The organism is Streptomyces azureus, from assembly GCF_001270025.1.
GTDB lineage: Bacteria > Actinomycetota > Actinomycetes > Streptomycetales > Streptomycetaceae > Streptomyces > Streptomyces azureus.
In genome coordinates, this window is the sequence record NZ_DF968221.1 from 97,049 (window position 1) to 119,662 (window position 22,614).

The following is a 22,614-nucleotide window of genomic DNA, read 5'->3' on the forward strand; positions in this document are numbered from 1 at the left end:
GCGGGACGATCAGGCGGCCTTGGGTCGGCCCGGCTTCACCTTGGCTGCGGCCTCGATGGTCGGCAGGTGATAGAGCGGCTGGTCACCGTCGAGCGGAACTCGCTCGATCTTGCCGCGGGTTTCCCAGACGCGGATCGTGCCGGGCTTCACGCCGGCCACTCGGGCGGCTTCCCAGATGTCGCCGAGGTCGCGCTGATACAGCTCGTACAGCGCAGGGTTGGAGAAGGTCGGCACGGCACCTCCCCGGAATGCGCAAACCCCCGCCGGATAGCTCACGGCGGGGGCTCTGGGTGCTCTTGCGACGGGTGTTCCACCATCGACTTCGGAGATTACAGATTCAGCGATCAACTAGCAAGTAGGTGCTATCCGCTGGTCTCCGCGTACAGCTCCTCCCTCTCCTGGTGCTGCTCCTCCCAGCGCTTGTCGCAGCGCTTGCAGAGCCCTTCGGAGACCGGGGCGCCGGAGCCGAGGTAGAGGTGGTGGGCGCAGTAGTAGCCGCCGCAGCCGTACTCGTCGCCGCCGGGCTCGTTGCCGCAGAGGTAGGCGAGGCCACGGTCGATCTGCTCGTTGCAGCCCTCCTCCTCGCAGACGGTCTCGACGCCGTATCCGGCGGTGATGCGCTCACCGTTCGGCCGGGTGATCTTATAGCAGGCGTTTCCCATGGCTAGACCTCCTGAGTTGTGAGGGTACGGACGTGTACGGGTATCGCCACTCCGCAGTGCTGCATCGCCCCTTCGAGCGCGGCCTGCGCCCCACTGTCCCGCCACGCCGCGGCAACATCGGCCCGGGCGAAGGTGAGCCGCAGCGTGCCGCCAACGACGGTGGGGGTGGCGTGGGCGAGGAGCATGCCCGCCGCCTGACGACGCAGAGACGTCGCGGCCAGCACCTGCGGCCACCAGATGGGTTCGGTCATGACGCAGCCTTCTCGCGGATGGCGTCGACGAGTCCCAGGTCATCGACTTCGATGACGGTCCCGCAGGTGCGGCAGGTGTATGTGCGGTCGCCGTACCTGTCCGTGCCCTCGTCTTTCATTTCCTCGCCGTGGCAGTCGGGTACGCCGTCCTCGATCTCCATGCCGAGGACCAGCTCCATGCCGTAGATCGTCGGTTCCATTGCGGTCTCCTTCACTGCTGATTGTTGGTTTTGGCCCACAGGCCGGTGGTCTTCGTCTGGACGGTGCGCTGGTCGACGTGGCCGGTGTAGTGCTGGTGGATCTCGGCGGGGGCGGCCTGGCCGGCTCGGCGCAGGAGCCGGGCCAGGGCGAGGATCGGCACGGCGATCGCGGCTGGCGCGGCGCAGATCATGCCAATGACGGTCGGGTTGGCGTGCTCAGAGGCGACCATCACGGCGACCGCGATCAGGCCCGGGGGCACGGTGGCGAGGCTGCAGAACATGACGGCCCGGGCGGTCTCGGTGGTGCGCTGCGACATCGGCGGGATGCCGGGCTGCGGTACGGGCGGGGCGTCTCCGTACCGCGGGAGCGGGGTCTGGTCACGGTAGGAGGTGGCGAAGTCGGCGATGATCTGGCGCGCCTGCGCTTCAGCCTCGGCGTCGGTCATTCCGGTGCGGGTCGGGTCGGTCTTGGCGGACATGGCGGGCTCCTGCGGGGTGATCGTTCCGGGTGGTCTGGGGGCTGTTCGGGCCGTCCTGGCCCTCGTCCGGGCCTGTGTTTGTGCTGGTCAGGGTTCGGCGGTGGCCCGTCTGCAGGGTCGAGGGGCCCGTCCCGGCCGGACGGAGTCGCGACGGCCGGGACGGGGGCTGGACGGGGTTCATACCGGGTCAAACCAGGTCAGTGGACGGGGGTTGGACGGGGCTCACAGGCCGATGTCGTAGCGGTCGAGGACCGCCCGGCGCACCGCGGTGAGCGGGTAGACGGACACCTTGCTGCCGCTGACTTCCTGCCGCCGCTTCTCCTCGTCGGTGCGCGGCACGAGCACGGCCAGCCGGTCGGCAGTCACCGGATGGCCGGCTGCGGCAAGCCCTTCGGTGACCCGGGCAGTGGGCAGCATCTCGACGCCTTCCGGGTACAGGCCGAACAGGGTGGCGAGGATCTCGCCGTCCTCACCTGCGGCGCGCAGCCGGTCAAGCGGGCCCAGCGGCAGCGTCCCGGCCTCCTGTCGCAGCGAGTAGGCGCGGCCCAGGATTGCGGCGACCTCGTCGTCGTCGTAGTAGTCGCCGCGGACCAGCTCCGGCTCGGCGCCTTCGCCGTCCATGTAGATGCCCACGCCGCGCTGCGACTTGAGGATGTCCTGGGCGTTGTGCCCGGCGGAGGCGTAGCCCTGTCCGAGGATCGTGTCGGAGGCCTGCGGGGTGAGGCAGCGCATCGCCCAGCGGATGGAGAGGATGTCGCGGATCCCGGTGGGTACGGAATCGCTGTCGGGCTTCTGTGTGGCGGCGAGGCTGATGATGCCGAGCGCCCGGCCCTGCTGGACGATCAGCCGCAGCAGCCGTTCCATCTCCTGCCGTGTCTTCTGGTCGGCGGCGGCACCGTAGGACGACCACTCGTCGACGAGGAGAACGGCCAAGCAGACCCGCGGGTCGACGGCGGCCATCGCCTCGGTCAGCTTGCGGGAGCCGTGCTCCTTGGCGAGCGCCCGCCGCTCCTTGATCTCGACGTCCCACATGTACTGCAGGATGTCGAGGAGCTTGTCGGGGTCGCCGTCGGTGTCGTACATGGTGGCGATCGGCTCGAACGGGGTGATGTCGGCGCCGGCCTTGCCGTCGGCGAGGTACATGCGCACGGTCGGGTCGAGCGCGGCGGCGAGCAGCAGGTCGTTGGCTGCGGCGGACTTGCCGGAGCCGGGCTCGCCACCGAAGAGTCCGGACCGCTCGACCCACGAGGTGATGACTTCCTCGCCGCGCAGGTTGACGCCCATCCGGATGGGCTGCCACAGGTTGACCCGCTCGGCGTCGAGCAGCGGGCCCCGGGTCGGCTTGGTGGAGAACGGCAGCTTCAGCGACACCCGCAGGTGGATGGTGTCTTCGCGGTCGCCGCGGGTCTGGTGGACCTGCTGCACGGACACGCCGAAGCCGTTGGCGATGCCCTCGCGCGCTCCGAGCGCCTTCTTAGCGGGGGTGCCAGACGGCAGCTGGAACACGACCTGCCAGGCCTTGCCGTCGGCGGTGAGCGTGCAGGGGGTGCTGAGGCGCAGGGTGTCGTCGGCGGCGATGACGCGGGCGTCGCGGTACACCCGGTTGACCATGTCGTCGGTCATCCGGTCCCCGTCGCCGATCTTCGCGTCGCGGTCGGTGTACAGCTCCCCCGCCGTGGTGCGCCGCCCGATCAGGGCGAACGTGGCCAGGGTTGCGGCCGTGGCGGCGAGCCCGCCGGGGGTGCCGAGCAGTTGCAGGCTCGCTCCTTCAACTCCGGCGATCGGAGTGAGGGCAGCAACGCCCCGCACGGCCCGCCGCATGCGGGCGTCCCGCTGCGCCGACCGGTACTTGCTCATCGCCGACGCCGAGTCGGCGAACGCGCCCTCCATCTCCCGGCGCCGCTTCTCCTTCTCCTTGCCGGGCATCAGCCGCCGGTCGTGCGCCCACTTCGCAGCCTTGTAATCGCGCTGCGTCTGCTGCACCTCGTACCGGGCGGCGAGGACCTGCGCGCCCTCGGTGCCCTGCACCCACAGGACGGTGCGGCGGATCCCGCGACCGATCTGCGAGGCGTGCCCGTGCTCTGTGGCCTGCCGACGCAGCCACTTGCGGAAGCCGCGGACGGTGTTGACGCGGCCGACCTCGGCGCGGCTCTTCCACCCGGTGCGGGTCTTCGTCCAGGCGGGGGTGAGGGGGGTGTCGCCCATCAGGTCGACGGACGTCGTCTGCTTCTCGACGGGCGCCTCGCCGGGGGCGTTCAGGTAGCCGCCGACGATGCGCTCCCACTCCGGGTCGGGGGTGCTGCTGGGGGTCGTCTCGATGCTCACTGCGACTCCTTCTTCGCGGCGGTCTGCTTGGCGGTGATGGCGGCCTGACGACGGGCGGCGGGGGCGTACTTCACGTCACCCTTGGTGCGCTTTCCGCGGCGGGCGGGAGGGTTGTAGACGCGGGGCTTCTTCGCGCCGGGCACTTGCGATGCGACCTGCTGCGATGATCCGTTCACGGAGCGCTTCTGCCGGGCGGCTTCGACCCTCGCTTCGGCGGCGTTGCGCAGTCGGATAATCTCCGCGGACTCCGACGGGTCGGCACCCTCCACGTCTCGGTGCGCGCGCTTCCAGACCGCCTCGGTGACGGTCGTCTCGCCGAGCGCTGCGGCGAGCCGCAGTGCGTGCTGCCACACCTTCGGGAACTCCTTGGCGCGGGCCTGCGCGAGCTTCTCCGCGGCCTCGGCCGCGGCACGCTCGGCGGCCTCCTTGTCGGCAGCCCGTCGCTTCTCCTCCGCGGCCTGGCGGGCGGCCTCGGCTCGCTCGGCTTTCGCCTGGGCCTTGCGCTGCTTGCGGGTGAGCGCGCCGTCGCGCTTGCGGATCTGCCCGTGCTCGTGGAGGTCATACACGCCGGGACCGGCGATGGACGCGAACGCGGTGCCGATCGCGGTGGCCGGGTCGAAGGCGTGCAGCCCGTGCCACAGGTTGATCGCTGCCGCGATGAAGGCCAGCACCCAAGCGATTAGCCGGTAGTGCCAGTGCGGGCGACGGTCGACTGCCGCAGCCCGGGCGCCCTTGAGGACGACCCACGCACCGCCTTCGAGCATGATCGGCGCGGCCATCAGCCACAGGGCGTTCGGGTTGTAGAACGCGGCAATCTGCACGGGCAGAGCGACGATTGAGCAGACGGCGTAGAAGCGCAGCGCGTACTGGCGCCACTGCTCCTCGGCGGCAGCGACCTCTGCGGCCTTCGCGGCTTCGGCCTTCTCCTCGGCGGCAGCCTTCTCCTCGGCCTCCCGGGCGGCGCGCTCCTCCTCGTCGCGCTCCCGGTTGAGCTTGGCGATGCGGGCCGCGCGGGCGGCCTGCTCCTCAAGGGCCCGGGCCTCGGCCTTGTCGTTGGCGATCCTCTGCTTGCGGGCTTCCTCAGCGGCCTTGATCTTCTCGGCCTCAGCCTCACCTTCGGCCTTGATGCGGGCGGCTTCTGCTTCGGCGGCGGCGCGGGTCCGGATCGCCTCCGCCTCGGCCAGCGCGACCGGGTCAAAGCGGTCCTGGCCGTTGACCATTTCGAACGACGTGGCGGTCACGGGTATCAGTCCCTTCGGATCTCAGGCGGTGGCGGTCTTGACGGGGGCGGGCCGGTGCTTCAGCCAGGCGGCGACGGCGGCGAGCAACAGCACCGGCCCGGGGATCGCGGCGAGGACGACGTTCGCGCCGGTAGCGGCCCAGTCGATCGGGGCGGCAGCCGGCGGCCACAAGCCGACGACGATCAGGAACGCTGCGAGCAGCAGCCAGACGAAGACACGACGGAACATGACGACCTCTTTGGTCGGAACGGACGGGGAGGGTGACGCTGCGCCAGTTCTCCAGGGCCCACGTGCGAGACGCGGGCCGCGGGCAGCCGGTCAGCTGAGGCGCTCGACCTTGACGTCGAGGTCGCGCGGGTCGGTCTTCGCGGCCTTCACGCGGCGGTCGAGGTCCGCCTGGCTGTAGACGGTCACCGAGTCGGTGGAACCGCCCAGCGGGTTGACCTTCTGGCCGGTGCGGCTGGTCGCGGTGAGCTTGAACTTCGGCACGGAGTCGTCCTCTCGGGTAGATGGCGGAACGCTGAGCGGTTCCCCTCGACCGGGCCCGTGCGAGACGGGCCCGGCGGGCAGCCGGTCAGTCCTCGTACAGGGCTCGGGCTCGCCGCCAGATCGGCTGCTCGCGCAACTTGCGGTCGAGTTCGGCGTTGACGGCCTGGGCTTCCTGCGAGTCGCAGCCGTTCTTGCCGTCGGGGTCCGGTCGGGCGGCCATCAGCCGCTTGATCTCGGCACGGTCCTGCTTCCAGCCCATGACGGGCTCCTCTCGGGTTGAGTCGGTCGGGGTGCCGGGCGCGGCAAGGGGATGGACCGCGCCCGGCGGATCAGGGGGTCAGCGGCAGCCGTTCTTGGCGTGGTCCTCGCACGGCGGGCACGGCTCGTTGTCCTTGCCGAGGCCGAGCCAGTTGCCCTTGTGCAGCTCCGCGTGCTCCTCGCACTGCGCGCAGCGGCCCTCAGGCACGAGGACTCCCCTCGGGTAGGCCGGCCGCCCGGCAGATGTCAGCCGGGGACGCACCCGCCTGCTGCGCCTCGACAGCGAGCTTCAGCGCCCGGCCAGCGGCCAGATGGGTCACCTCGTGCGTCTCGCCGAATACGCTCGCCGCCCGGTAGGTGTCGACAGTCGCCTCACCCGCAGCCCGGGCCAGCTCCTCGCCGGCCATCAGGCGGCAGCCGGGTAGTTGTCGAAGCCGTCCAACTCGGCCAGCAGCTCTGGGTCGATGGCGTAGGCGTGGTCGCGGATCAGGCTCATCTGGTCGAAGCGGCCGGCCGCCCGGGCGTCAGCGAACTCGACGATCAGGGACGCGGCGTGGTCGGCCATGGCATCGGCGACCGTGATCGTCTTACGGCGGAGGGCGCCCAGGTCGGTCGTGGCGGCAAGGTCGGCGTCGGACAGGTACGGAGACATGGCGGAATAGCCCTTTCGGGTGCAGGTATGGGTGGGGTGGGAAGCCGCGGTGGCGGGACGGGGGCGAACACCGCCACCGCGGCGGTATGGGGTGGGCGTCAGCCCTGAGGGTGCCGCGCCTCTTCCTCGCGCAGCTTCCGGCGCAGGTAGTCGGCGTTCCAGGCGAGACGACCCCGGTCCTCGGCAAGCGCCTCACGGGCGACGACGCGGGCGAGGCTGGCACGGCGAAGGATCCGCTGGTCGTAGTCGTCGCTGCCGTGAGGCAGCGTCAAGGCCTCCACGACCGCCTCCAGCAGGTCCCGCTCGGCGGTCACGACCTCTCACCGCGCTCCGCCACGACAATGAACCGGTCGTTCTTCGGGTCCATGCGGACCGTGGCCGGAGTACCCGACCGGGTCAGCTCAGCCGCACGCTCCTCCGCCGGCCACGAGCCACGCGGGTGACCCGCCGGGAAGTGGTCGAGAACCTCACGGGCGCTCACCGGGACACCTTCTCGATGGCAGCGCGACGCATGTCCAGGCCCGGCTGGCCGAGCAGAGTGGTGACCCGGCCATGCAGCGAAGCGATGTGGTACATCCACTCAAGCGCGTCCGCCCGATCGACCGCGTCCACCATGGCGAGGGCCCGGCCCGTACCGTCGAGGCTCGTCACAACCAACAGCACGTCGCCGTCAGGGGAGACCTCCGACACGAAGTCGACGATGACCTCGATGTGGGCGAAGTGCCCCATGCGGTCGGCAAGCATCTCGCCGCCGGCCGTGGGGATGAGGCCGTTCGCGCCGACGTTGCGCAGGTACCTCTCGCGGGAGCTCCACGAGATGTGCGTGGCTGCCTCGTGAGCGAGGCGATCAGCGAGCGACAGGTTGCGGTCAGTCATCGCACGCTCGTAACCGTGCAGCGCCACAGCGGCGGCCGGCGGAAGCGGGGCGGTGCCCGCGTGGTCGGTGCGCTCGTGCGCACCGGTCTCGACTGCTGTGCTCATCAGCGTGCCTTCTTCCTGGCTTCGTGGCGACTTTGAGAGGCGGCCCGGCAGGCACGGCAGTGCTTGTAGCCCTTCGGGTCTGTGTAGGTGTTCTGGGAGTCGAGGACATGACCCTTGGCGCAGACCTCCGAGCCACGACGGCGACGCGGCGCGGGTGGGCTGGAGAGGGCAATGGGCGCCTCGTTGAGAGGCGTGTTGGTGGCAGTTGCGTACCGCTGACGTGCCGACGTGATGGCGCAGGTACGGCAGCGGCGGCCACCGTCTTCGCGCACTTCAAGGTTGTCGCCAGAGAGCGGGTGACCCCGCTTGCAGTGGGTCTTGTCCGCGTTGACCGCAGCAGGCGCAATCGGCGAGCGCATGATGTTCTCGTGGCAGGTGACGGCCTGAAGGTGCTGCGGGTTGCAGCACTCACGAACCCGGCACAGGTGGTCGAGGTGTGCGCCCTGAGGGATCTCGCCAATGAAGATCATGTACATGATGCGGTGGGCGTACATGGCCTTCTGGTTGAGGTCAAAGGCTCCATAGCCAGCCTTGAACCGTCGGCCGGTCCAGATCCAGCAGCCGCTCTCGCTCTGCGTGACACGGGGCCAGAGCCTGTCGAGCTCCGGCTGGGTGAGCTGGCGGCTCAGGCCAGACGGCAACGTGACCGGCTTCAAGCTGTGGAGGTCGGGCTTTGCGGTCTTCACCTAGGCCACCTCACCCGGGACCTGCGCGGTGCGCAGGAACTCGGAAAGCGTGGATTCGGCGATTCGGAAGCGGGGGCGCCCGACTCCCTTGGCGATGTTGATCGCGGACAGCCGTCCTGAGGTGATGAGGCTGCGCACATGCTGGGGCGTACTGCCGATGCGCTTCGCCACCTGTCCGGTGGTCAGGTAGTCGCCCGTGGGGGCGACAGATGCAGACGTCACTAGGTGCTCCCCTGCGGTCGACTGGGGTGGACACCTAGATAGAAGCAGATCGCTCCAGAGCAATCAATAGCTCTAGAGCAGATGGAGCACATCTAAGACAACAAAAAAGCCCCCACCCGATGGGTGGGGGCCGACGAAGTGGCAGGTCAGGCGGGGAAGTCGTACACCAGTAGGAACCTGGAAGCGTCCAGAATCATTCGGTTGATCTCGACGACACGACCATCTGCACGCATCGCAGAGCGGTGCTGCTCTACAACGGGCGCGCCGGCCGCCAGGTGCAGGTCATCCACTTCCGCCGGGGTAGCCAGTCGACACCGCAGCTGCTCACGGAACTGCACCGGCCCGTGCCCCGCTTCGCGGAGTCGCGCATAGGTTCCACCCGGGCCGGAGTCGATCTGTGTGATGCGCGTGCCGCGCGCGAGGTCGTCCGGGATGTACGAGGTCGCGCGCATGACGACTTCCCCTTCGACGACGTAGCGCCGATTCCGCCGCCACACCGGCTCGCCCTCTTCCAGATCGAGGGCGCGGGCCACTTCCGCCGGGGCGTCGATCAGTTCAATCTGCACGTCACGTGCCTCAAGCTGACGGTCATCGATGTCGACGTCCCACATCGATCGCCCTTCGCCCCACTGAGCGGTCGAGAGCCGCTTGAGGGCGTTACGAACGATGGGCCGCCATTCGGCGACGTACCAGCCGGAGCCGACGCGCGACTCGATCAGGCCCTCGTCGCGCAGCACGCCAAGGGCCTGGCGAACGGTCATCTGCGAGACGTCGTAGAGCGCGCGCAGATCCCGCTCGGAGGGCAACTTTCGCTTCTCGCCGAACTCGCCGGCATTGATCCGCCTACGCAGGTCGTCGGCGATCTCCCGGTACTTGTGCGGCTCGCCGGGCTTGCGTGGCACAGGCTCTCCTTAGGGACGGATTCATCTAGAGCAACGCTACCTGCTCTACATCAGCGCTGGTCAATGCGCACCTTTGGCAGATCCCGGCGAGAGACTGGCGCCAATTGCTCTAGAGCGCTACGTTGGCGTAGCCGCGTTGTGACAGTGCGCACACCGCAGCGGGGCCTCGCACGCCCACACACGAAAACGGCCGGACGGTCGCCACCGTCCGGCCGAAGAAACGGCGGGTCGCCACCCGCCGACAGCAACTCAATCCTGCTGAGATGGAGTCTGCCCATGACTGTAGCGCCTGCTATCGCCACCGACCACCTGCTCGACACCCCGCTCCCCCAGCTCCTCGCCGAGCTGGACGTGGACCTGGTCGACTCCAGCATCACCGACCGGGGCTTCTTCGGCGCCTTGGTGGAGCGCCGTGACGGCTCGCGGGTCCTGTCGATGCCGCCCGGCCGGAGCGCCTTCGAGCGGGACACCGCGGCCCGGATGCTCCTCGCGGAGGGGCTGGACCTGGACTCCCCGCCGGTGCCGGCGCCGCTGGCGGTGTCGCGCGTCTGAAGCATGATTCAAAGCCCCCGCCCGGATCACTCCGGGCGGGGCTTTCTGCGTTCGCCTGTCGTCGTTCTTGCCGTCGGTCCAGACTGCCGTCCATGGATCTTTCGAAGGGGGCGATGTCTCCAGAGCCTCGGGTGTTCAAGGGCTGGCAGGCGTCGGCGTTGCTGTTTGCGGATCGGGTCGAGTTCAAGAGGATCTGGGTGGCGCGGCTGGGTGGCAACCGCAGCGGCAGCGTCCAGTTGTCAGACGTGCTGAAGATCCACAGTGTGCCGCCGACGAGGCTGGTGAATGGGCACGTGCATCTGATGACGGCCGAGGATCCGGGTGCGCTCCGCAACTTAACGACGGCGACGCAACAGCAGCCGGCAGGGAATCCGAGGACGATTCTCTTCTCCTGGAACCAGCGGGATGCGTACACGAAATTCCTGGCCGCTGTGGAGGCGGCGTGGCGAGAGCAGGGCCCGCAGCTGTAGCCGTGTCGCCGTGTTGATGCGGGGGTGTTCTGCGTGTGCGCCCACTTCGCGCCCTTGTGGGACTGTCGCACTCCGCCGACCGTGATCGGTGAGCGGGGTGTCGCGACCACGACAGGGGGCTTTCATGGCGCGTAGGTTCGATGACACGGCTGGCCGGCTGCTGCTGGCGTTGGCGGTGTTCCTGCACCGCACGGTGGCGGGTGGCCCGGCGCGGGAGCGGTGGCAGCTGCGGCGTAATGAGGCACTGCGGGCGGCGAACCGGCACGGTGTGCCGGTGGCGGAGCTGGCGGCGCGGCTGGGGCTCAGCGAGGGATGGGTGCGGCAAGTGCTCAACGGCAAGAGGACGCCGGTGATCGAGGAAGCCGCGTAGGCGGAAATGCAAGAGGGGCCCGACCGCGGGTTGCGGTCGGGCCCTTCAGTGTCTACTCGAAGTCGCGGAGCTTGATCTTCGCCATCGCGCCGTCGGGGTGGTGGTAGACGATGCCTTCCCACTGGTGTCGGTGGAGGAAGTTGGCGATGTCGTCGTAGGTGCGGTGGGCGAAGTCGGGGTCGACGCGTTCGGCGGTGGCGTGTCGGATGAGCGTGTGCCGGTCGAGCGCTTCCGGGTTGCCGTTGATCTTCGGTCCGCAGAGTTCGTAGGTACCGTGCGCCCAGTCGGCCCGGATCTCGCGCGCCTCGGTGAAGAACTTGATGAAGGAGGACTGTTCGACGGGCTCCCAGCCGACGGTCTTACCGGTCGTCTCGTCGTGCTCCACGGGCACGTAGTTCGCCGGCGACGTCTTCCCAGACTTGACCTCCCTCCGGGCCCACCATTCGCCGGACTCGTCGAGGAGGATGCAGGTTCCGTCGTACTTGCGGGTCGCCGCGCCTTGACCTTCGAGGACCCACTCGCAACCGGGGGTGATCTCGGGCAGGACGCGCCGCCGGTCGTCGGGGTTGCGGACGAACAGGGTCGGGATTTTCTGCATGGTTGGGGCCTTTCAGTGGGGAGGGTGGCGGGCTAACGAATTGCGGCAGGGCAGTTCACGCCGCCCGCCTCTCCGCAACGGTGAGCTGGAGCGCTTCCGAGTGCCCGTACTCGGCCCCGCAGCCGCGGCATTGGAACCCGTCGGTGTCGAGGGTGACGGCGCGGACGGTGCCGCAGGGGCAGGTGACGGGGATGCGGCGGGGTGCCCGTTCGCCGCTGATGATCGCTTCGGCTTGACGGACGATCCGCGCTATCTCGTCGGCGCATTCGTCCAGGGCCGGGTGTCGGCTGGCAGCCCGGGTGAGGTTGCGGCGGAGGGTGTCGACGGCTTGGTCGACGCGGTGCTGGAGCCGGCCGCCGGTGCCGTGGACGCCGAGCCCGTAGCTGGCCCAGTCCTCGACCCAAGTCTCCAGCGTGGACACCAGACCCCCGTTGGCGGTCATCGTCAGCACGGCCTCGTTGCAGGGCATGGGGTGGCCGCTGCTGCGGGTGACGACGGGCCCGTCGCTGCCGCCGCGGCCGGGCTGGATGCGCAGGCAGAGCCGGGCGTAGAGGCCTGCGGGCCCGGCCAACTTGCGCAGGTCCTGGTCGATGCGGTGCTCGCATCGCAGGCAAATGAACCTCCCGGTCTCGTGGTCGAGCAGCTGGCGCGGGCAGATCACGCAACGGGGCGACGGGGCGTCGAGCATGGCGGGCTCCTTGGTGCGGGGCGGTGCGGGCTATGCGGGGAGGTGCTGCAGGATCCAGAGCAGGGCGGCAAGGGCCCAGTTGACGACGGTCACAACCGCGATGGCCGCGAAGGACAGGGTGATCCAGCGGGGCACAGCAATGGGCTCGTTGAGCCAGCGAGGGTCACCCATCACTCGCCCGCCTTCTGCAGCGGCCAGAGCCGGTCGTTGGCGGCGCATTCGGCGACGCTGGGGCCGTCGTTGTGGGCGGGCGGCTCGTCGAGCGCGCGGATGGTGCCGCAGGGCCAGGGCGCGGACAGCCGACCGAAGTCGGTGGTGCAGAGGGCGCAGTAGTCGCCGTCTTGGTAGTGCAGGGCGCGGACGCGGGCGATGGCGGCCTCGGCCTGATCGGTGCGCTTGCTCTTGGCGGCCAGTTCGGTGCGCAGGTCGGCGTTGATGCACCGCTGGTGCACGGCCCGGCCGCGAGCGCTGTGCCATGCCGCGCGGTAGATGGCCATGCGCTCGTTGAGCGCGTCGAGTTCCGGCTGGGGGACGGTCGTTGTGCTCGGCCGGCCGCCCGCCTCGCGCAGCTCGGCGTAGTGGCGGGCCCAGTCGACGGGGCCGCGGGGCTGCTTCTCGCCATCGAGGCCCTCAGCGCCCTCCTGCGAGCCGTTCTGACCCCTCAGGGCCTCTCGCTGCCCACTCGACCCCTCAGAGGCGCTCTGGCGGCCTTCTGTGGCCTTCTGGGGCACCTCGGGGGTGTTGGGGTCCGGTCGCGTCGTCATGCGGCGGCCTCTCGCTGAGTGTCGGGGATGTGGATCTGGTGCACGCCGAGCTCCCCCACCGCGAGGGCGATGGCGACGGCCTGGGCGCGGTCTGAGGCGCCGAGCCGGCGGTAGGCGGCGGTGAGGATCTCGGCGACCGAGTGCGGGCTGACGCCAAGCCAGGTGGCGATGGCGGCGTTGGTGTTGCCGTTGGCGGCGAGCAGCAGCACCTGGCGCTGCCGGGCGGTCAGGGATCTCACGGTCACTCCAGGGGTGGGGCCGGCCGCGCGAGACGGCCGGCGGGCGGGTGGTCAGGCGGCGTCTTCGGCGGTGACGGGCTGGCCGGAGCGGCAGGCCCACGGGGAGCAGCCGTCGGGGTCGCCGTTCTCGGCGAGTTCGGCTTCGTAGGCGGCGTCGAAGATCGTGTCCATCTGCCATTCGGATCGGCGGATCTTGTCGATTGGCGCTTCGCTGAGGGGCAGCCGGGAGATGTGCAGGAACCGTTCGTGGCGGAGGCCTGGCCCGGTCCGGTACGCCTTGTCGAACGCGACCGCCTCACGCCACGACTCGGGGTCGGTGTCGCGCATGCGCCGCCACTCGGCGTTGCCGTGGAACGGGCAACCGATGCACGCCGACTTCTCGACCGACGTCCAGCCGTGGTGCTTCAGGTAGGCGTCGCACTGGGTGCGCGACATGTTCAGCTCCAGCAGCGGGTGCCGCGACCGCGAGTAGCGGGTGTCGCCGCGGTCGGAGACGCGGCCGATCTCGTCGGTGGAGAACCCGATCCACGTCTCGGCCCACACGCCGGCCGGGGGCTGGTTGACGCGGGAGAGGGTGCCGGTGCCGTCGCACACGGAGCACGGACCGGGCGTCATGTCGTTGCGCTTGATCCGCCACGGGGCGATCCGCTTGCCCTTGCCGTCGCAGTACCGACACGGCTTCGGGTCGGACGTCGTCGCACCGAGCAGGAGGCGGGTCTGACGGAGGATCGGGGTGAGCTTGTACGTCTGCGTGCAGCGCCGGTTCAGCATGCCGTCCTCGCCCGTCTCCGGGTCGCGGGTGTGCGCCGGGAGGGAGCGCTGCTTGTCCGGGTCGAGGACGTCGTCCTGGATCCGGCCGGTCGACACCCGGTAGATCGGGATCCCGGCGGGCTTGGCGATCTCCTCCTCCAGCCGGTCGAGGTGCTCGTACACGGCGGCGGGCTCCCACCCGGTGTCGGCGAAGATCGCACCGTCCAAGCCGGGGAGGCGCCCCTCAGCGGCGAGCATCAGCAGGGTGGTGGACTGGACGCCGGCGCCGAGAGACAGCAGGCGCAGGGTCGGGGGCGTGTCGGGCTGGGTGGTCATCGGGTTCCTCCGGGTCTGGGTAGGGTCGGTACCAGGCCCGCTCCGGATACGCCCCGGAGCGGGCCGTCTGCGGTCACGGGGCAGGGGTGGCGGCGGGGCGCTCGGTGCGGTACGCCCGCATGGCCAGCACGGGGCTGATGAGCTCGTGGCCGGGCACGTACTTCCGGCACTCACGCTCGTGCAGGCCGCTACTCCGGGCGCAGGTGCAGGGCAGTTCGCCGCGCAGGTCCAGCAGCACCTCGTACAGGGCTGAGGCGCGCCCGTGGTCGGGCTCGACCGAGAGCTTGTCGTCGACGACACCGGCAGCCCAGTCGATGGTCTGGCTACGCACGACGGCGATCTCGGCGCGCAGCTTGTCCACTTCGGCCTGCGGGGTAATCAGGTCGAGGGCGTTGGCCCACGGGGAGTTGTCGGCAGTGTGCTCACCGATGACGTCCTCCGCGGCGACGGCATAGGCCAGCTTGTCGGCGGCATCCTGGGCGCGGTCGCGGTCGTCGATGGTGTCGCCGTGCAGCCGCTCCTGGCGGGCGAGTTCGGCGCGCAGCCTGTCGATCTCCACCTTCAGGCCGAGCGCGATCTCGTGCAGTGCCTTCTCGGCGCCGTCGTTGTAGGTGGCGGTCGACCAGGTGCTGGTGCGTTCGCCGTACTGGGCGAGGCGGACTTCGGCAGGGGTTAGGCGGTCGGTGCTCATCGGTGTCTCCTCTGGTGGTCAGGCGGGCGTCAACGCGCGGCGGGCATCAGGCGGCGGGGCGCGGCGGTTGGGTGGCGATGCGGATGCGGAGTTGGGCGACGAGGTCCTCGAGCCCGACGGGGTCCGCGGGCGGGGTCGGGGGCTGCGGGCCGGCCTGGACGCTCCAGGCACAGGTCCAGGTGTGACCGCAGGCGGGGCACCGATAGGCGGCTATGAGGCCGCCGTCCCCGTCCGGCAGGGCCATCGCGGGCCGGACGACGGTGCGGGCCCGGGCGAGGCACTCCTCGCAGGTGTCGGCGTAGGGCGGGTACTCGGTCACCAGATCGCTCCCGTCTCGCTGTAGCCGGTGAGGGGGTCGGCGTCGATGGGCTTGTAGGAGATCCAGGGCCACTTGTCGCCCTGCTTGATGAAGGCGGGGAAGTCGCGTTCGTCGCGCATGCCGCGCCACGGGAGGACCCGCCGGCCGCGGGCGCCGTCGCCGGGTGCGGCGGACTTCTCGTCCTCGACGGGGCGCAGGCCGAAGCCGAACTCGGGCCAGCGCATCCACAGCGACGAGCCGACGGGGCGCAGGGTGCGGTGCTGCCCGAAGCCGTTGTGGTGCGGGCTGTGGGCTTCCATGAGGACGGCGCATCCGGCGGTGGCGCGGGCCTCGTCGATGACCACGCTGACCTTGCGGGCGAGCTCCTCCGAGTTGGGGTCACCGGCGTGGAGCCGGTAGATCGGACCGATGATCAGCAGGTCGGGCTTGGCCTTCTCGACGCGGCGCATCATCCAGGCACGGTCCTGCGCGCGGGTGAGGTCGAGGCCTTCGGGCCGGCACTCGATGTGGAACTGGCCGCGCTGCACGGGCTGCTCGAGGTCGCTCGCCGCGGCAAGCAGGGGGCGGTACTTGCGGCGGCTGGAGCTGGCGCTGTTCTCGCAGTCGAGGGTGAGGACCCGGATCGGGTCGATGGTCTTCCACGTGTCGAACGGGTGGATGCCGGCGGCGAGAGTGACGGCCATCTGCCGGAGCAGCACGGACTTGCCGCCGCCTTCAGAGGCGGTGAGGATCAGCCGGTCCATGCGCTCGAGCAGGCCGGGCACGATCCAGTCGTAGGTGTCCTCGTGCTGGACGAAGTCGAGGATGTCCTCCAGCGGCAGATCCTCAGCCTCGCGGCCCTGGTCGCGCAGTTCGCGGGTGAGGGTCACCGCCCGTTCGATGATCTCGGTGGTTTCGCCGTCCGGGCTGTAGCCCATCTGTGCCAGCCGGGTGCCGAGTTCGATCAGCGACCTGCGCAGGCCGCGGTCCTGGACGACCTCGGCGTAGTACGGGCCGTTCTCCGGGGTGGGGACGGCCCGGACGAGCTCCCACAGGTAGACCTGGCCGCCGATCCGGGCGAGGTCGCCGCGGTCGCCGAGGTACTTGGCGACGGTGATCTGGTCGATGGGCTCGCCGGCCATGAACAGGTCGGCGATCGCGCAGTGGATCGTTGCGTGCTGCGGCTTGTAGTAGGCCTCGGGGGTGACGGTGGCGAGGACTTCGGCGCAGGCGCTGCGCGACATGAGGCAGGCGCCGAGGGCGGACTGCTCGGCGGCGATGTCGCGGGGCGGGGTCCGCTCGAGCAGCTCTGGCTCGAGGTCGATCGTCACTAGAAGATCCCCTTCTCGGCGTAGGACTCGTAGGTGTTGGTGGGCTTGGCGCGGCGGACGATGTCGGCGGGCATGGCGGGCTTGGTCGTCTCGCGGTAGTGCTCGCGCAATGCGATCCGGGCGGCCTCGAAGGGGATGTCGTCGAGGACCATCTGCCAGGCGCGAACGTCGGATTCGCCGAGCGTGCGCTTGTCGATGGCGGCGGCGATGGACAGCAGGTCTGCGGTTTCGGCGAGGGTCATGCGGGCTCCTGGTTGGTGTGGCCAGCCTCGAGGGCGTGCTGCTCCTGCTCGCGGAACATGGCGGCGAGGGCCTGGCCCTGGGCGACGCGCTGGTCGGCGGTGGACCGGCTGGCGGGCACGGCGTGGAGTGCGGGCCGCGGGGTGTCGGCGGGCGGGATGGGTGCGAGTTCGCTCCAGCCCGGCATGAAGTAGCGGGCGGAGTCGACCGGGGTGCGGGCTGCGACCTTGAGGGCGTGGTCGACCATGGCGGGCACGCCGGACTTCTTGATGAGCGCGAGCAGGGGGAACCAGTCGTTGCCGCGGAAGGGCCAGCGGACGTTGACGCCTGCTGCCGCGAGGCTGTTGATGAGCGGGCGCGCGTCGGCGGGGATCCCGTAGTCAAGATCAGCGGCGGGCTGCCAGCTAGCTAGCTTCTTTGAGTCTGAGGAGTATGAGGAGAAGGGGGGAGCCACGGCACCTTCAGAAGGAGCCACGGCACCTTCTGAGTGAGCCGTGGCTCCCCCTTGTGGGGGTGAAGGGGTAGCCGTGGCTCCCCCTAGAGGTAGCCCGGGCTCTCCCTTGCCACTGGAAGGGGTAGCCGTGGCTCCCCCTTCGAAGTGGGGCACGAGGAACGTCATCCGGGTGCCGGGCACCGCGTACAGAGCGCGCCCGTCCTTGCCCTTGCCGATCGGAACCCGGAACTCCCAGCCGGCCGCGGCAAGCCGCTTCAGCGCGTTCCGGACGACGCTCCCGTCCTTGGCGCCGGTCCAGCGCGCCAGGTCCTCGAGCGCGGCCCAGCTTCGCCGCGTGCGCTCGTTGGCGTCGTCGGCGATCTCCAGCGCGACAGCGCGCTGGAGGCCGGTGATGTCCGGCCCAAGCGCCTCGCGCAGTTGGCGGCGGAGCTCGTAGCCCATGGGGTTCTCTCTTCTTGGTCAGAGCGGGCGGCGGATGGCTTGTCGGTGCTGGCGGGTCAGGGTCCGGCGCGCGGCCGGCGGGCCGCGGTCACGCGGCGGTCGCCAACTGCGGCTCGGGCTCGGTGTGCCGGTCGAGCTCCTCGCCGGTGATGGCTTCGACGAGGGCGGCGACGATGACTTCGGCGCAGTTGGGGGTGACGGCGTTGCCGTACTGGCGGACGCGCTCCCGCTTCGAGCCGAGGACGATGTAGGCGTCCGCGAAGCTCATCGCGCGGCCGATCTCGTGCGGCTCCAACATCCGGAAGAGGACGTCCTCGATGTCGACGTCGCCCTGGACGAGCGCGTACCGGTCCCGGGTGGAGAGCGTGCCGACGGGCTCGCGGACCGTCTTCGCCGTGCCGTTGCCGTAGTAAGGGACGAGGAGGTGCTCCCAGGTGACGAGCGACTGGTGGCCGGCCGTCGTCATGGTGCGGAAGTACTCAGCGGCGGAGGTGCAGTGCTCGCCGCCGTCGCCAGTGCTGCCGTTGTTGCGCATCACGAACGCGGGCAGGTTCGGGGTGACGAGGCCGTGGTGGTTGCCGTTCGCGGACACGGTCCCGACGGGCTCGCCGATGGAGCGTCCGCGCAGCTGATCGCCGCCGCCGCGCATGGTGACCATGAACGGGAGCCAGGCGAGGCCGGTCTCGTTGCGGGCGGTCTGGGTTCGCAGCGGGTCGTTGGCCGACCGCGGGTCCTTGCCGTCGCGGCCTTCGACAGGGATGAGGAGCGGCGGGATCGCGAGTCCGTCGTTCTCCCGGGTGGTGCGGCAGGCCATGGGGTCCAGCACGCTGGACGGGTCGTTGCGCCAGGTGCCTCCGGCCGGGACCATGAACGGCTCGTAGGCCATGGCCTTGGTCGCTGTCGTGGTCTGGGTCGTCAAGGGCGCGTCGACGGGCCAGGTACGGACGCGCGGGCGCCGCTCAAAGGTGTTGCCCGCGGCCTCCAGGGTGATCGGCCGGGCGAACTTGTCGAGGCCGGCCTGGATCCGGGCGAGGGTCTTGTCGGCCAGAGGCTTGGCACGGTCGCCGATGCGCTGGCCGGGGATCGTCCAGTCGATGGCGACGGCTGCCGGGAGCGTCTCGGGTTCGACGATCTGGCTGCGGCAGGTGGTGTTGGGGCACCGGTAGACGTACTGCTGCCGGTACCGGCCCATGTCGCGGCCGGGCTGCTTGAACCGCTGGACGGCCTGCACCCAGGTGTCGCAGCCGGTGCACCAGGCGCGCGGCCTGAGCCACTTGTCCCAGTCGGGGGTACGGGCGAGGGTCTTGTGCCAGTAGGCGACGTACAGGCGGTCGCGGGACTGCGGGGCCTTGTGCACGGTGCGCGGGTCGGCGTGCATGCTGTTGAGGGCGATGACCCGCGTGCGGTAGCCGAGCTTGCGGATCTCGCCGAGCCAGCGGTCCCACTGGTCCCAGGCGCGGACGTCGACGACGTTCTCCACCACTCCGGCCTTGACGAGGCCACCGCGGGCGATGACCCCGCGCAGATACATGGGGACTTCCTCCATCAGGGCGCGGCTGCGCTCGACCTCCTCGGAGGGGCCGAAGCCGTCGAAGAGGTCGCCCTGGAGGGAGGCGTCGAAGTCGCGCTTCTTGCCGCGGGCGTTGGACCACTGTGGGCACTCCGGGGAGGCCCAGAAGATGTCCGTCACCGGCCACTTGTCGACCGGGGCTTCTCGGATGTCGCCGCGGTAGTGGTCGACGGTGGGGAAGTTCGCGGCGTGCGACTCGATCGCCCGCTCCCAGTGGTTCGCCGCGCGCTCCATGCGGACGCCGGGGATGGAGTGCATGCCCTGGCTGGAGCCGCCGGCGCCGCAGAACCAGTCCATGACCGTGAGCGCGTCGTTGTCGTGGCGGTACATCATGCGGCGAGCTCCGTCTCGGTGTGGGGGTGGCGCTTGAGCGCCTGCTGGAGGTGGTTTTTGCTGACGCCGAGCCGGGCGGCTGCCTGCTCGTAGCCGACGCCGTAGCCGAGGAGTTCGCGGCCGTCGGCGGCGAGGTCGGCTTCGCGGGAGACGGCGGCGTTGCGGGCCTTGAACAGGGCCTGGTTGCGCAGCCGCGGATCGAGGTCGTTGTGCTCGGCCAGCCACTCCTGGTGGGCCTGCTCGCAGCGCTGGCACATCGGCAGCTGCTGGCGCTGGTGGATCCACCAGCCGCGGTCGGTGCCGCAGTGTCCGGTCCAGTCGGGGTGGGCGGTGGGGTCGTCGATGGTGTCGTCGTCCCAGGCGCCGGGCGGGGCCCAGCCGTTGGCCCGGGCGAAGTTGCGGGTGCGGCTGGTGTACTTGTTGGCCGTCGGCCGGACGGATGCGAGTTGCTGGTAGGCGGACTCCAGGCGTTCGGCGAGGTCGCGGCGGATGGTGGGCTGCCGGCCGTTGGCGATGCTGAGGATGCGGTTGTGGGAGGTGTTCGCGGCGTCGGCGATGGTCGCGTAGGAGTGGCCGAGGGAGGACAGGGCCTGGGCTCGGCGCGTGCTGCCGGTGGCGTCGAGGTATTGGCCGCGGTCGCCCTGTGCGGGCGCGGTGACGGCCATGATCTTTGCGTGGGTTTCGTTGCGGATCTTCGTGCGTTGGCCGTTGTAGATCCGCAGGAGGGCGTTGAGCTCCAGGCCGGTGGCGGTAACGAGGGTTTTCCAGGACATGGTCTGGTGCAGTTCGCGGAGTCGGGCCTGCGCCTGGTCCGGGCTGGTGAAGGGGCTGCGGCCGAGCTGCCGGTTGACGCGCGTCTGCTTGTGGTGGCGGCGGCGTGCGGTGTTGCACGGCTCGCACTTGCAGGGCGGGCGGTATCCGGGGCTGCCGTAGGCGCGGGCGGTGGTTCCGTGCGGCGGGGTGGGGCGGGCGGCCATCAGTCCTCCTTCCGGGTGGCGGTGGGCAGTGCGTTGATGCGGCGGCAGGTCCACAGGTCGGTGGTGTCGGTGGGCGGCTGGTTGTCGGGGGCGGCGGGGAGGTGGCGGGCGGGCCGGGTGATGAGCGCGAAGGCGACGGCGGCGACGCCGACGGTGAGGCCGAAGCCGGCGAGGAACAGGGCGGTGGAGTGGCCCATCAGGCGACCCTCCCCTGCATGGCGGCGACGGTGCCGCGCCAGCGGCGGACGGCGGACTTGTCGCGGGTGTGGCCGAAGCCGTCGCAGCGGGTCACGCCGTCTTTGTGAAGGCTCACGGCGAACCGACCCCAGTCGTGGTCGCGGTCCGGGGGGTCAGGCAGCTCGTGGTCGCGGGCGACCTTCCAGAACAGAAACGGCTGGCCAGTGCGGGCTATCTCGACGAAGGTGGGGCGGACGAGGTCAACCCAGGTTTCATAGTCGTCGATTCGCTGCTGAGTGCGAGACTTCGGCACAGAGCCGTCGAGAGCCAGCTGTATGGGAGCGCTCATCGCTGCACCTCCTTCCTGCGCCGCTTGTAGGCAGCGCTCGCTGCGTTCTGGCAGGCGCGGCAGGCCCGCCCGTCGGGACGGGCGTAGGTGTTCTCAGGGGTGAATTCGTGGCCGCGGTGGCAGTGGGTCTTGCGAGCGTTCTTGGCCCATGTGCTGCGTCCGCGCAGGACGTTCACTGTGTCCGTTACGGGCTCAAGGTGGGCGGGGTTGATGCAGCGTCGGTGCATGCAGTCGGTGCCACCGGGGCATGTCGGAGCGTTGCTGTGACAGCGGTGGTCTATGACCATCCCGGCCGGTATGGGTCCTATGAAGGCGAGGAACGAAGCGCGGTGCGCGCTCTCGCGCTTGGGCGCGCCACACACGCCGTATCCATCGCGGTCGAGAGCCTTCTGCCAGATCCAGCAGCCAGTGTGGGGATCCTCAACGCTGTTGGCGATCAGCCGATGCTTGGTCGCTTCCCGGTACTGCTTGTCGTAGGGACGGTTGCCGGTGAGGTCGGCAGACCATGTGGGGCGCGGCGGTGCCGCCGGGAGCGGGAGCCCAGCGCGCCTGAACTCTGCCTTCCAGCGCTGGTAGTGCATCTCGCACATTCCGCGCTTCGCCGCCTCGCGGTCGCAGCCCGAGTTGCTGCATTCCACGAACGGCTTGGCCAAGGCGTGACCGTTCAGGCCGCCGGGGACTTCGGCGAGCCACGTCTCGTAGTCCTCGGCCTGCCGCTGCGTCTTCGTCTTGCGCGGCTCGGGGACGCTGCCGTCGAGGGCGGGCTGCACGGTCGCGGTCATGACACCGGCTCCTTGATCTGTGCGGTGACGGCGGTGAGCACGTCGTCGCTGGGCGTCCAGAAGCCGAGCGCGCCCTTGGCGGGCACGGGCTCCGGGAGGGCAATGACGTTGGTCAACTCCCAGTGGTAGAGGCCGGGCTGGGCCCAGTAGCTGCAGCAGACCTGGTTGCCGTTGTCGAAGTGGCAGCCGGTGATCGTGGCGATGGCGACGACCGCGGAGTACACGTCGAGGTGGTCGCCGTAGACCTGGGCGTCACGGTCGGGCTGGGCTCCGGCGTGGATGAGGATGTGGGCGCCCTCGTGCTTGGCGGGGAGCTTCCAGCTGCGGTTCTCGACACGCTTCGACTGGTGGGCGATCGCGCCAGCCCAGGGCTGGCGAATGGTCAGGGCCTTCATCGGCTGGTCTCCTCGCTGGTGTGCTGGTGCAGGAGGTGGGTGTCGTCGATGCCGCGGTCGTGGAGAACGTGGTTCACGGCGCCCCGGATGGCTCCGGTGAGTGCTTCGCGGAGTTCTGTCGAGAGACCGGGCCGGTGGGCGATCTGGACGGCGAGATCCCAGGCGTCGCCGCCGCGGCCCCAGGCGAGTTCAGTGGTGGTCTTGAGGTAGCGGGCGCCGAGGTTCACGGACCAGGCCGACATGTCGACGGCGCTGTCGAGGAGGCTGACGAGTTCGTCGCACGCCTCGTCGATCTGCTCGTCGCTGGCCTTCCCGGCCCAGCGGTGCTCGACGGCGCTCCGGATTCGGCCCTCAGCGTCGAGAGCGGCTTGTGCCTGCAGCTTCGCCGCGAGGGCGCGGAGGTCGTCGTCGGTGTAGGTGAGGTCGGTCATCTGTGATTCCCTTGGGGTGAGAGGCCGCCC

The 22,614-nt window shown here is 70.0% G+C and carries 39 protein-coding genes; 3 read left to right on the plus strand and 36 right to left on the minus strand.

Annotated features, from left to right (window positions below):
* Positions 1–9 precede the first annotated feature (9 nt).
* The 18 genes from AOQ53_RS07770 to AOQ53_RS07840 form a co-directional block, all read right to left on the minus strand.
* Complete coding sequence (locus AOQ53_RS07770) at positions 10–234, minus strand: MerR family transcriptional regulator (RefSeq protein WP_059416189.1); 225 nt, start codon at positions 232–234, stop codon at positions 10–12.
* Between the two features lie 128 nt (positions 235–362).
* Positions 363–662, minus strand: a complete 300-nt coding sequence (locus AOQ53_RS07775) for a hypothetical protein (protein WP_059416191.1) — start codon at positions 660–662, stop codon at positions 363–365.
* Positions 663–664: 2 nt separating this feature from the next.
* Positions 665–913: a hypothetical protein gene (locus tag AOQ53_RS07780; RefSeq protein WP_059416193.1), complete on the minus strand. Its 249-nt coding sequence runs from the start codon at positions 911–913 to the stop codon at positions 665–667.
* Positions 910–1,113, minus strand: coding sequence for a hypothetical protein (locus AOQ53_RS07785; protein WP_059416195.1), 204 nt, complete (start codon positions 1,111–1,113; stop codon positions 910–912). The genes AOQ53_RS07780 and AOQ53_RS07785 overlap by 4 nt, the downstream gene beginning before the upstream one ends.
* Positions 1,114–1,124: 11 nt before the next feature.
* Positions 1,125–1,592: a hypothetical protein gene (locus tag AOQ53_RS07790; protein ID WP_059416197.1), complete on the minus strand. Its 468-nt coding sequence runs from the start codon at positions 1,590–1,592 to the stop codon at positions 1,125–1,127.
* A gap of 222 nt (positions 1,593–1,814) precedes the next feature.
* Positions 1,815–3,917, minus strand: a complete 2,103-nt coding sequence (locus tag AOQ53_RS07795) for an FtsK/SpoIIIE domain-containing protein (protein WP_059416199.1) — start codon at positions 3,915–3,917, stop codon at positions 1,815–1,817.
* Entirely contained in the window at positions 3,914–5,158 is a 1,245-nt protein-coding gene (locus tag AOQ53_RS07800) for a hypothetical protein (RefSeq protein WP_059416201.1), read from the minus strand. The genes AOQ53_RS07795 and AOQ53_RS07800 overlap by 4 nt, the downstream gene beginning before the upstream one ends.
* Positions 5,159–5,179: 21 nt before the next feature.
* A complete protein-coding gene (locus AOQ53_RS07805) occupies positions 5,180–5,386 on the minus strand; it encodes a hypothetical protein (RefSeq protein WP_059416203.1) in 207 nt (68 codons plus the stop codon).
* Positions 5,387–5,476: 90 nt separating this feature from the next.
* Complete coding sequence (locus tag AOQ53_RS44480; RefSeq protein WP_167745689.1) at positions 5,477–5,647, minus strand: hypothetical protein; 171 nt, start codon at positions 5,645–5,647, stop codon at positions 5,477–5,479.
* A gap of 85 nt (positions 5,648–5,732) precedes the next feature.
* The gene (locus AOQ53_RS44485) at positions 5,733–5,906 is read right to left on the minus strand and encodes a hypothetical protein (RefSeq protein WP_167745690.1); all 174 of its coding nucleotides are present in this window, start codon (positions 5,904–5,906) and stop codon (positions 5,733–5,735) included.
* A gap of 78 nt (positions 5,907–5,984) precedes the next feature.
* A complete protein-coding gene (locus AOQ53_RS43455; protein WP_107084004.1) occupies positions 5,985–6,113 on the minus strand; it encodes a pRL2-8 in 129 nt (42 codons plus the stop codon).
* A 198-nt stretch (positions 6,114–6,311) separates the two neighbouring features.
* Positions 6,312–6,557 carry a hypothetical protein gene (locus AOQ53_RS07815; protein ID WP_059416207.1) on the minus strand — a complete coding sequence of 82 codons (246 nt, stop codon included), beginning with the start codon at positions 6,555–6,557 and terminating at the stop codon, positions 6,312–6,314.
* A gap of 98 nt (positions 6,558–6,655) precedes the next feature.
* Positions 6,656–6,871 (minus strand): hypothetical protein, encoded by a 216-nt coding sequence (locus tag AOQ53_RS07820; RefSeq protein WP_059416209.1) that lies wholly within the window; start codon positions 6,869–6,871, stop codon positions 6,656–6,658.
* A complete protein-coding gene (locus AOQ53_RS44490) occupies positions 6,868–7,038 on the minus strand; it encodes a hypothetical protein (RefSeq protein ID WP_099054547.1) in 171 nt (56 codons plus the stop codon). The genes AOQ53_RS07820 and AOQ53_RS44490 overlap by 4 nt, the downstream gene beginning before the upstream one ends.
* Positions 7,035–7,538: a hypothetical protein gene (locus AOQ53_RS07825; RefSeq protein ID WP_059416210.1), complete on the minus strand. Its 504-nt coding sequence runs from the start codon at positions 7,536–7,538 to the stop codon at positions 7,035–7,037. Before AOQ53_RS07825 ends, AOQ53_RS44490 begins: the two co-directional genes overlap by 4 nt.
* The gene (locus AOQ53_RS07830; RefSeq protein ID WP_059416212.1) at positions 7,538–8,224 is read right to left on the minus strand and encodes an HNH endonuclease signature motif containing protein; all 687 of its coding nucleotides are present in this window, start codon (positions 8,222–8,224) and stop codon (positions 7,538–7,540) included. The genes AOQ53_RS07825 and AOQ53_RS07830 overlap by 1 nt, the downstream gene beginning before the upstream one ends.
* Entirely contained in the window at positions 8,225–8,446 is a 222-nt protein-coding gene (locus AOQ53_RS07835; RefSeq protein ID WP_059416214.1) for a helix-turn-helix domain-containing protein, read from the minus strand.
* 146 nt (positions 8,447–8,592) lie between these two features.
* Complete coding sequence (locus AOQ53_RS07840) at positions 8,593–9,348, minus strand: GntR family transcriptional regulator (protein WP_059416215.1); 756 nt, start codon at positions 9,346–9,348, stop codon at positions 8,593–8,595.
* 276 nt (positions 9,349–9,624) lie between these two features.
* Between AOQ53_RS07840 and AOQ53_RS07845 the strand changes: the two genes are divergently transcribed.
* The 3 genes from AOQ53_RS07845 to AOQ53_RS07855 all read left to right on the plus strand — a co-directional run bounded on the left by AOQ53_RS07845 (position 9,625) and on the right by AOQ53_RS07855 (position 10,740).
* Positions 9,625–9,900 (plus strand): hypothetical protein, encoded by a 276-nt coding sequence (locus tag AOQ53_RS07845; protein ID WP_059416217.1) that lies wholly within the window; start codon positions 9,625–9,627, stop codon positions 9,898–9,900.
* Positions 9,901–9,992: 92 nt separating this feature from the next.
* The gene (locus AOQ53_RS07850; protein WP_148640300.1) at positions 9,993–10,370 is read left to right on the plus strand and encodes a hypothetical protein; all 378 of its coding nucleotides are present in this window, start codon (positions 9,993–9,995) and stop codon (positions 10,368–10,370) included.
* 124 nt (positions 10,371–10,494) lie between these two features.
* Positions 10,495–10,740 carry a helix-turn-helix domain-containing protein gene (locus AOQ53_RS07855; RefSeq protein WP_059416221.1) on the plus strand — a complete coding sequence of 82 codons (246 nt, stop codon included), beginning with the start codon at positions 10,495–10,497 and terminating at the stop codon, positions 10,738–10,740.
* A 52-nt stretch (positions 10,741–10,792) separates the two neighbouring features.
* Here AOQ53_RS07855 and AOQ53_RS07860 read toward each other — a convergent pair whose 3' ends face one another.
* From AOQ53_RS07860 to AOQ53_RS07940, 18 genes are all read right to left on the minus strand, one after another.
* Positions 10,793–11,338, minus strand: coding sequence for a hypothetical protein (locus AOQ53_RS07860; protein ID WP_059416223.1), 546 nt, complete (start codon positions 11,336–11,338; stop codon positions 10,793–10,795).
* A gap of 55 nt (positions 11,339–11,393) precedes the next feature.
* On the minus strand, positions 11,394–12,026 hold the full coding sequence (locus tag AOQ53_RS07865; RefSeq protein WP_059416224.1) for a hypothetical protein: 633 nt from the start codon (positions 12,024–12,026) through the stop codon (positions 11,394–11,396).
* A 30-nt stretch (positions 12,027–12,056) separates the two neighbouring features.
* On the minus strand, positions 12,057–12,197 hold the full coding sequence (locus AOQ53_RS44495; protein WP_167745691.1) for a hypothetical protein: 141 nt from the start codon (positions 12,195–12,197) through the stop codon (positions 12,057–12,059).
* Entirely contained in the window at positions 12,197–12,790 is a 594-nt protein-coding gene (locus AOQ53_RS07870) for a hypothetical protein (protein ID WP_059416225.1), read from the minus strand. The genes AOQ53_RS44495 and AOQ53_RS07870 overlap by 1 nt, the downstream gene beginning before the upstream one ends.
* Complete coding sequence (locus tag AOQ53_RS07875) at positions 12,787–13,029, minus strand: helix-turn-helix domain-containing protein (protein WP_059416227.1); 243 nt, start codon at positions 13,027–13,029, stop codon at positions 12,787–12,789. Before AOQ53_RS07875 ends, AOQ53_RS07870 begins: the two co-directional genes overlap by 4 nt.
* 51 nt (positions 13,030–13,080) lie before the next feature.
* Positions 13,081–14,115 carry an adenine nucleotide alpha hydrolase family protein gene (locus tag AOQ53_RS07880; protein WP_059416228.1) on the minus strand — a complete coding sequence of 345 codons (1,035 nt, stop codon included), beginning with the start codon at positions 14,113–14,115 and terminating at the stop codon, positions 13,081–13,083.
* 73 nt (positions 14,116–14,188) lie between these two features.
* Positions 14,189–14,806: a hypothetical protein gene (locus AOQ53_RS07885; protein WP_059416229.1), complete on the minus strand. Its 618-nt coding sequence runs from the start codon at positions 14,804–14,806 to the stop codon at positions 14,189–14,191.
* A 46-nt stretch (positions 14,807–14,852) separates the two neighbouring features.
* On the minus strand, positions 14,853–15,125 hold the full coding sequence (locus AOQ53_RS07890) for a hypothetical protein (RefSeq protein WP_059416232.1): 273 nt from the start codon (positions 15,123–15,125) through the stop codon (positions 14,853–14,855).
* On the minus strand, positions 15,122–16,435 hold the full coding sequence (locus AOQ53_RS07895; protein ID WP_059416234.1) for an ATP-binding protein: 1,314 nt from the start codon (positions 16,433–16,435) through the stop codon (positions 15,122–15,124). Before AOQ53_RS07895 ends, AOQ53_RS07890 begins: the two co-directional genes overlap by 4 nt.
* The gene (locus AOQ53_RS43460; RefSeq protein WP_059416237.1) at positions 16,435–16,677 is read right to left on the minus strand and encodes a hypothetical protein; all 243 of its coding nucleotides are present in this window, start codon (positions 16,675–16,677) and stop codon (positions 16,435–16,437) included. The genes AOQ53_RS07895 and AOQ53_RS43460 overlap by 1 nt, the downstream gene beginning before the upstream one ends.
* Entirely contained in the window at positions 16,674–17,570 is an 897-nt protein-coding gene (locus AOQ53_RS43465) for a hypothetical protein (RefSeq protein WP_059416238.1), read from the minus strand. Before AOQ53_RS43465 ends, AOQ53_RS43460 begins: the two co-directional genes overlap by 4 nt.
* An 88-nt stretch (positions 17,571–17,658) precedes the next feature.
* A complete protein-coding gene (locus AOQ53_RS07910; protein WP_059416239.1) occupies positions 17,659–19,473 on the minus strand; it encodes a DNA cytosine methyltransferase in 1,815 nt (604 codons plus the stop codon).
* Positions 19,470–20,450, minus strand: coding sequence for a hypothetical protein (locus AOQ53_RS07915; RefSeq protein ID WP_059416240.1), 981 nt, complete (start codon positions 20,448–20,450; stop codon positions 19,470–19,472). The genes AOQ53_RS07910 and AOQ53_RS07915 overlap by 4 nt, the downstream gene beginning before the upstream one ends.
* Positions 20,450–20,647 (minus strand): hypothetical protein, encoded by a 198-nt coding sequence (locus tag AOQ53_RS07920; RefSeq protein WP_059416242.1) that lies wholly within the window; start codon positions 20,645–20,647, stop codon positions 20,450–20,452. The genes AOQ53_RS07915 and AOQ53_RS07920 overlap by 1 nt, the downstream gene beginning before the upstream one ends.
* Positions 20,647–20,976 carry a hypothetical protein gene (locus tag AOQ53_RS07925; RefSeq protein WP_059416243.1) on the minus strand — a complete coding sequence of 110 codons (330 nt, stop codon included), beginning with the start codon at positions 20,974–20,976 and terminating at the stop codon, positions 20,647–20,649. Before AOQ53_RS07925 ends, AOQ53_RS07920 begins: the two co-directional genes overlap by 1 nt.
* The gene (locus AOQ53_RS45450) at positions 20,973–21,758 is read right to left on the minus strand and encodes an HNH endonuclease family protein (protein WP_201785063.1); all 786 of its coding nucleotides are present in this window, start codon (positions 21,756–21,758) and stop codon (positions 20,973–20,975) included. The genes AOQ53_RS07925 and AOQ53_RS45450 overlap by 4 nt, the downstream gene beginning before the upstream one ends.
* Positions 21,755–22,153 carry an ASCH domain-containing protein gene (locus AOQ53_RS07935; RefSeq protein WP_059416244.1) on the minus strand — a complete coding sequence of 133 codons (399 nt, stop codon included), beginning with the start codon at positions 22,151–22,153 and terminating at the stop codon, positions 21,755–21,757. Before AOQ53_RS07935 ends, AOQ53_RS45450 begins: the two co-directional genes overlap by 4 nt.
* Positions 22,150–22,584 carry a hypothetical protein gene (locus AOQ53_RS07940; RefSeq protein WP_059416246.1) on the minus strand — a complete coding sequence of 145 codons (435 nt, stop codon included), beginning with the start codon at positions 22,582–22,584 and terminating at the stop codon, positions 22,150–22,152. The genes AOQ53_RS07935 and AOQ53_RS07940 overlap by 4 nt, the downstream gene beginning before the upstream one ends.
* Between the last annotated feature and the right edge of the window lie 30 nt (positions 22,585–22,614).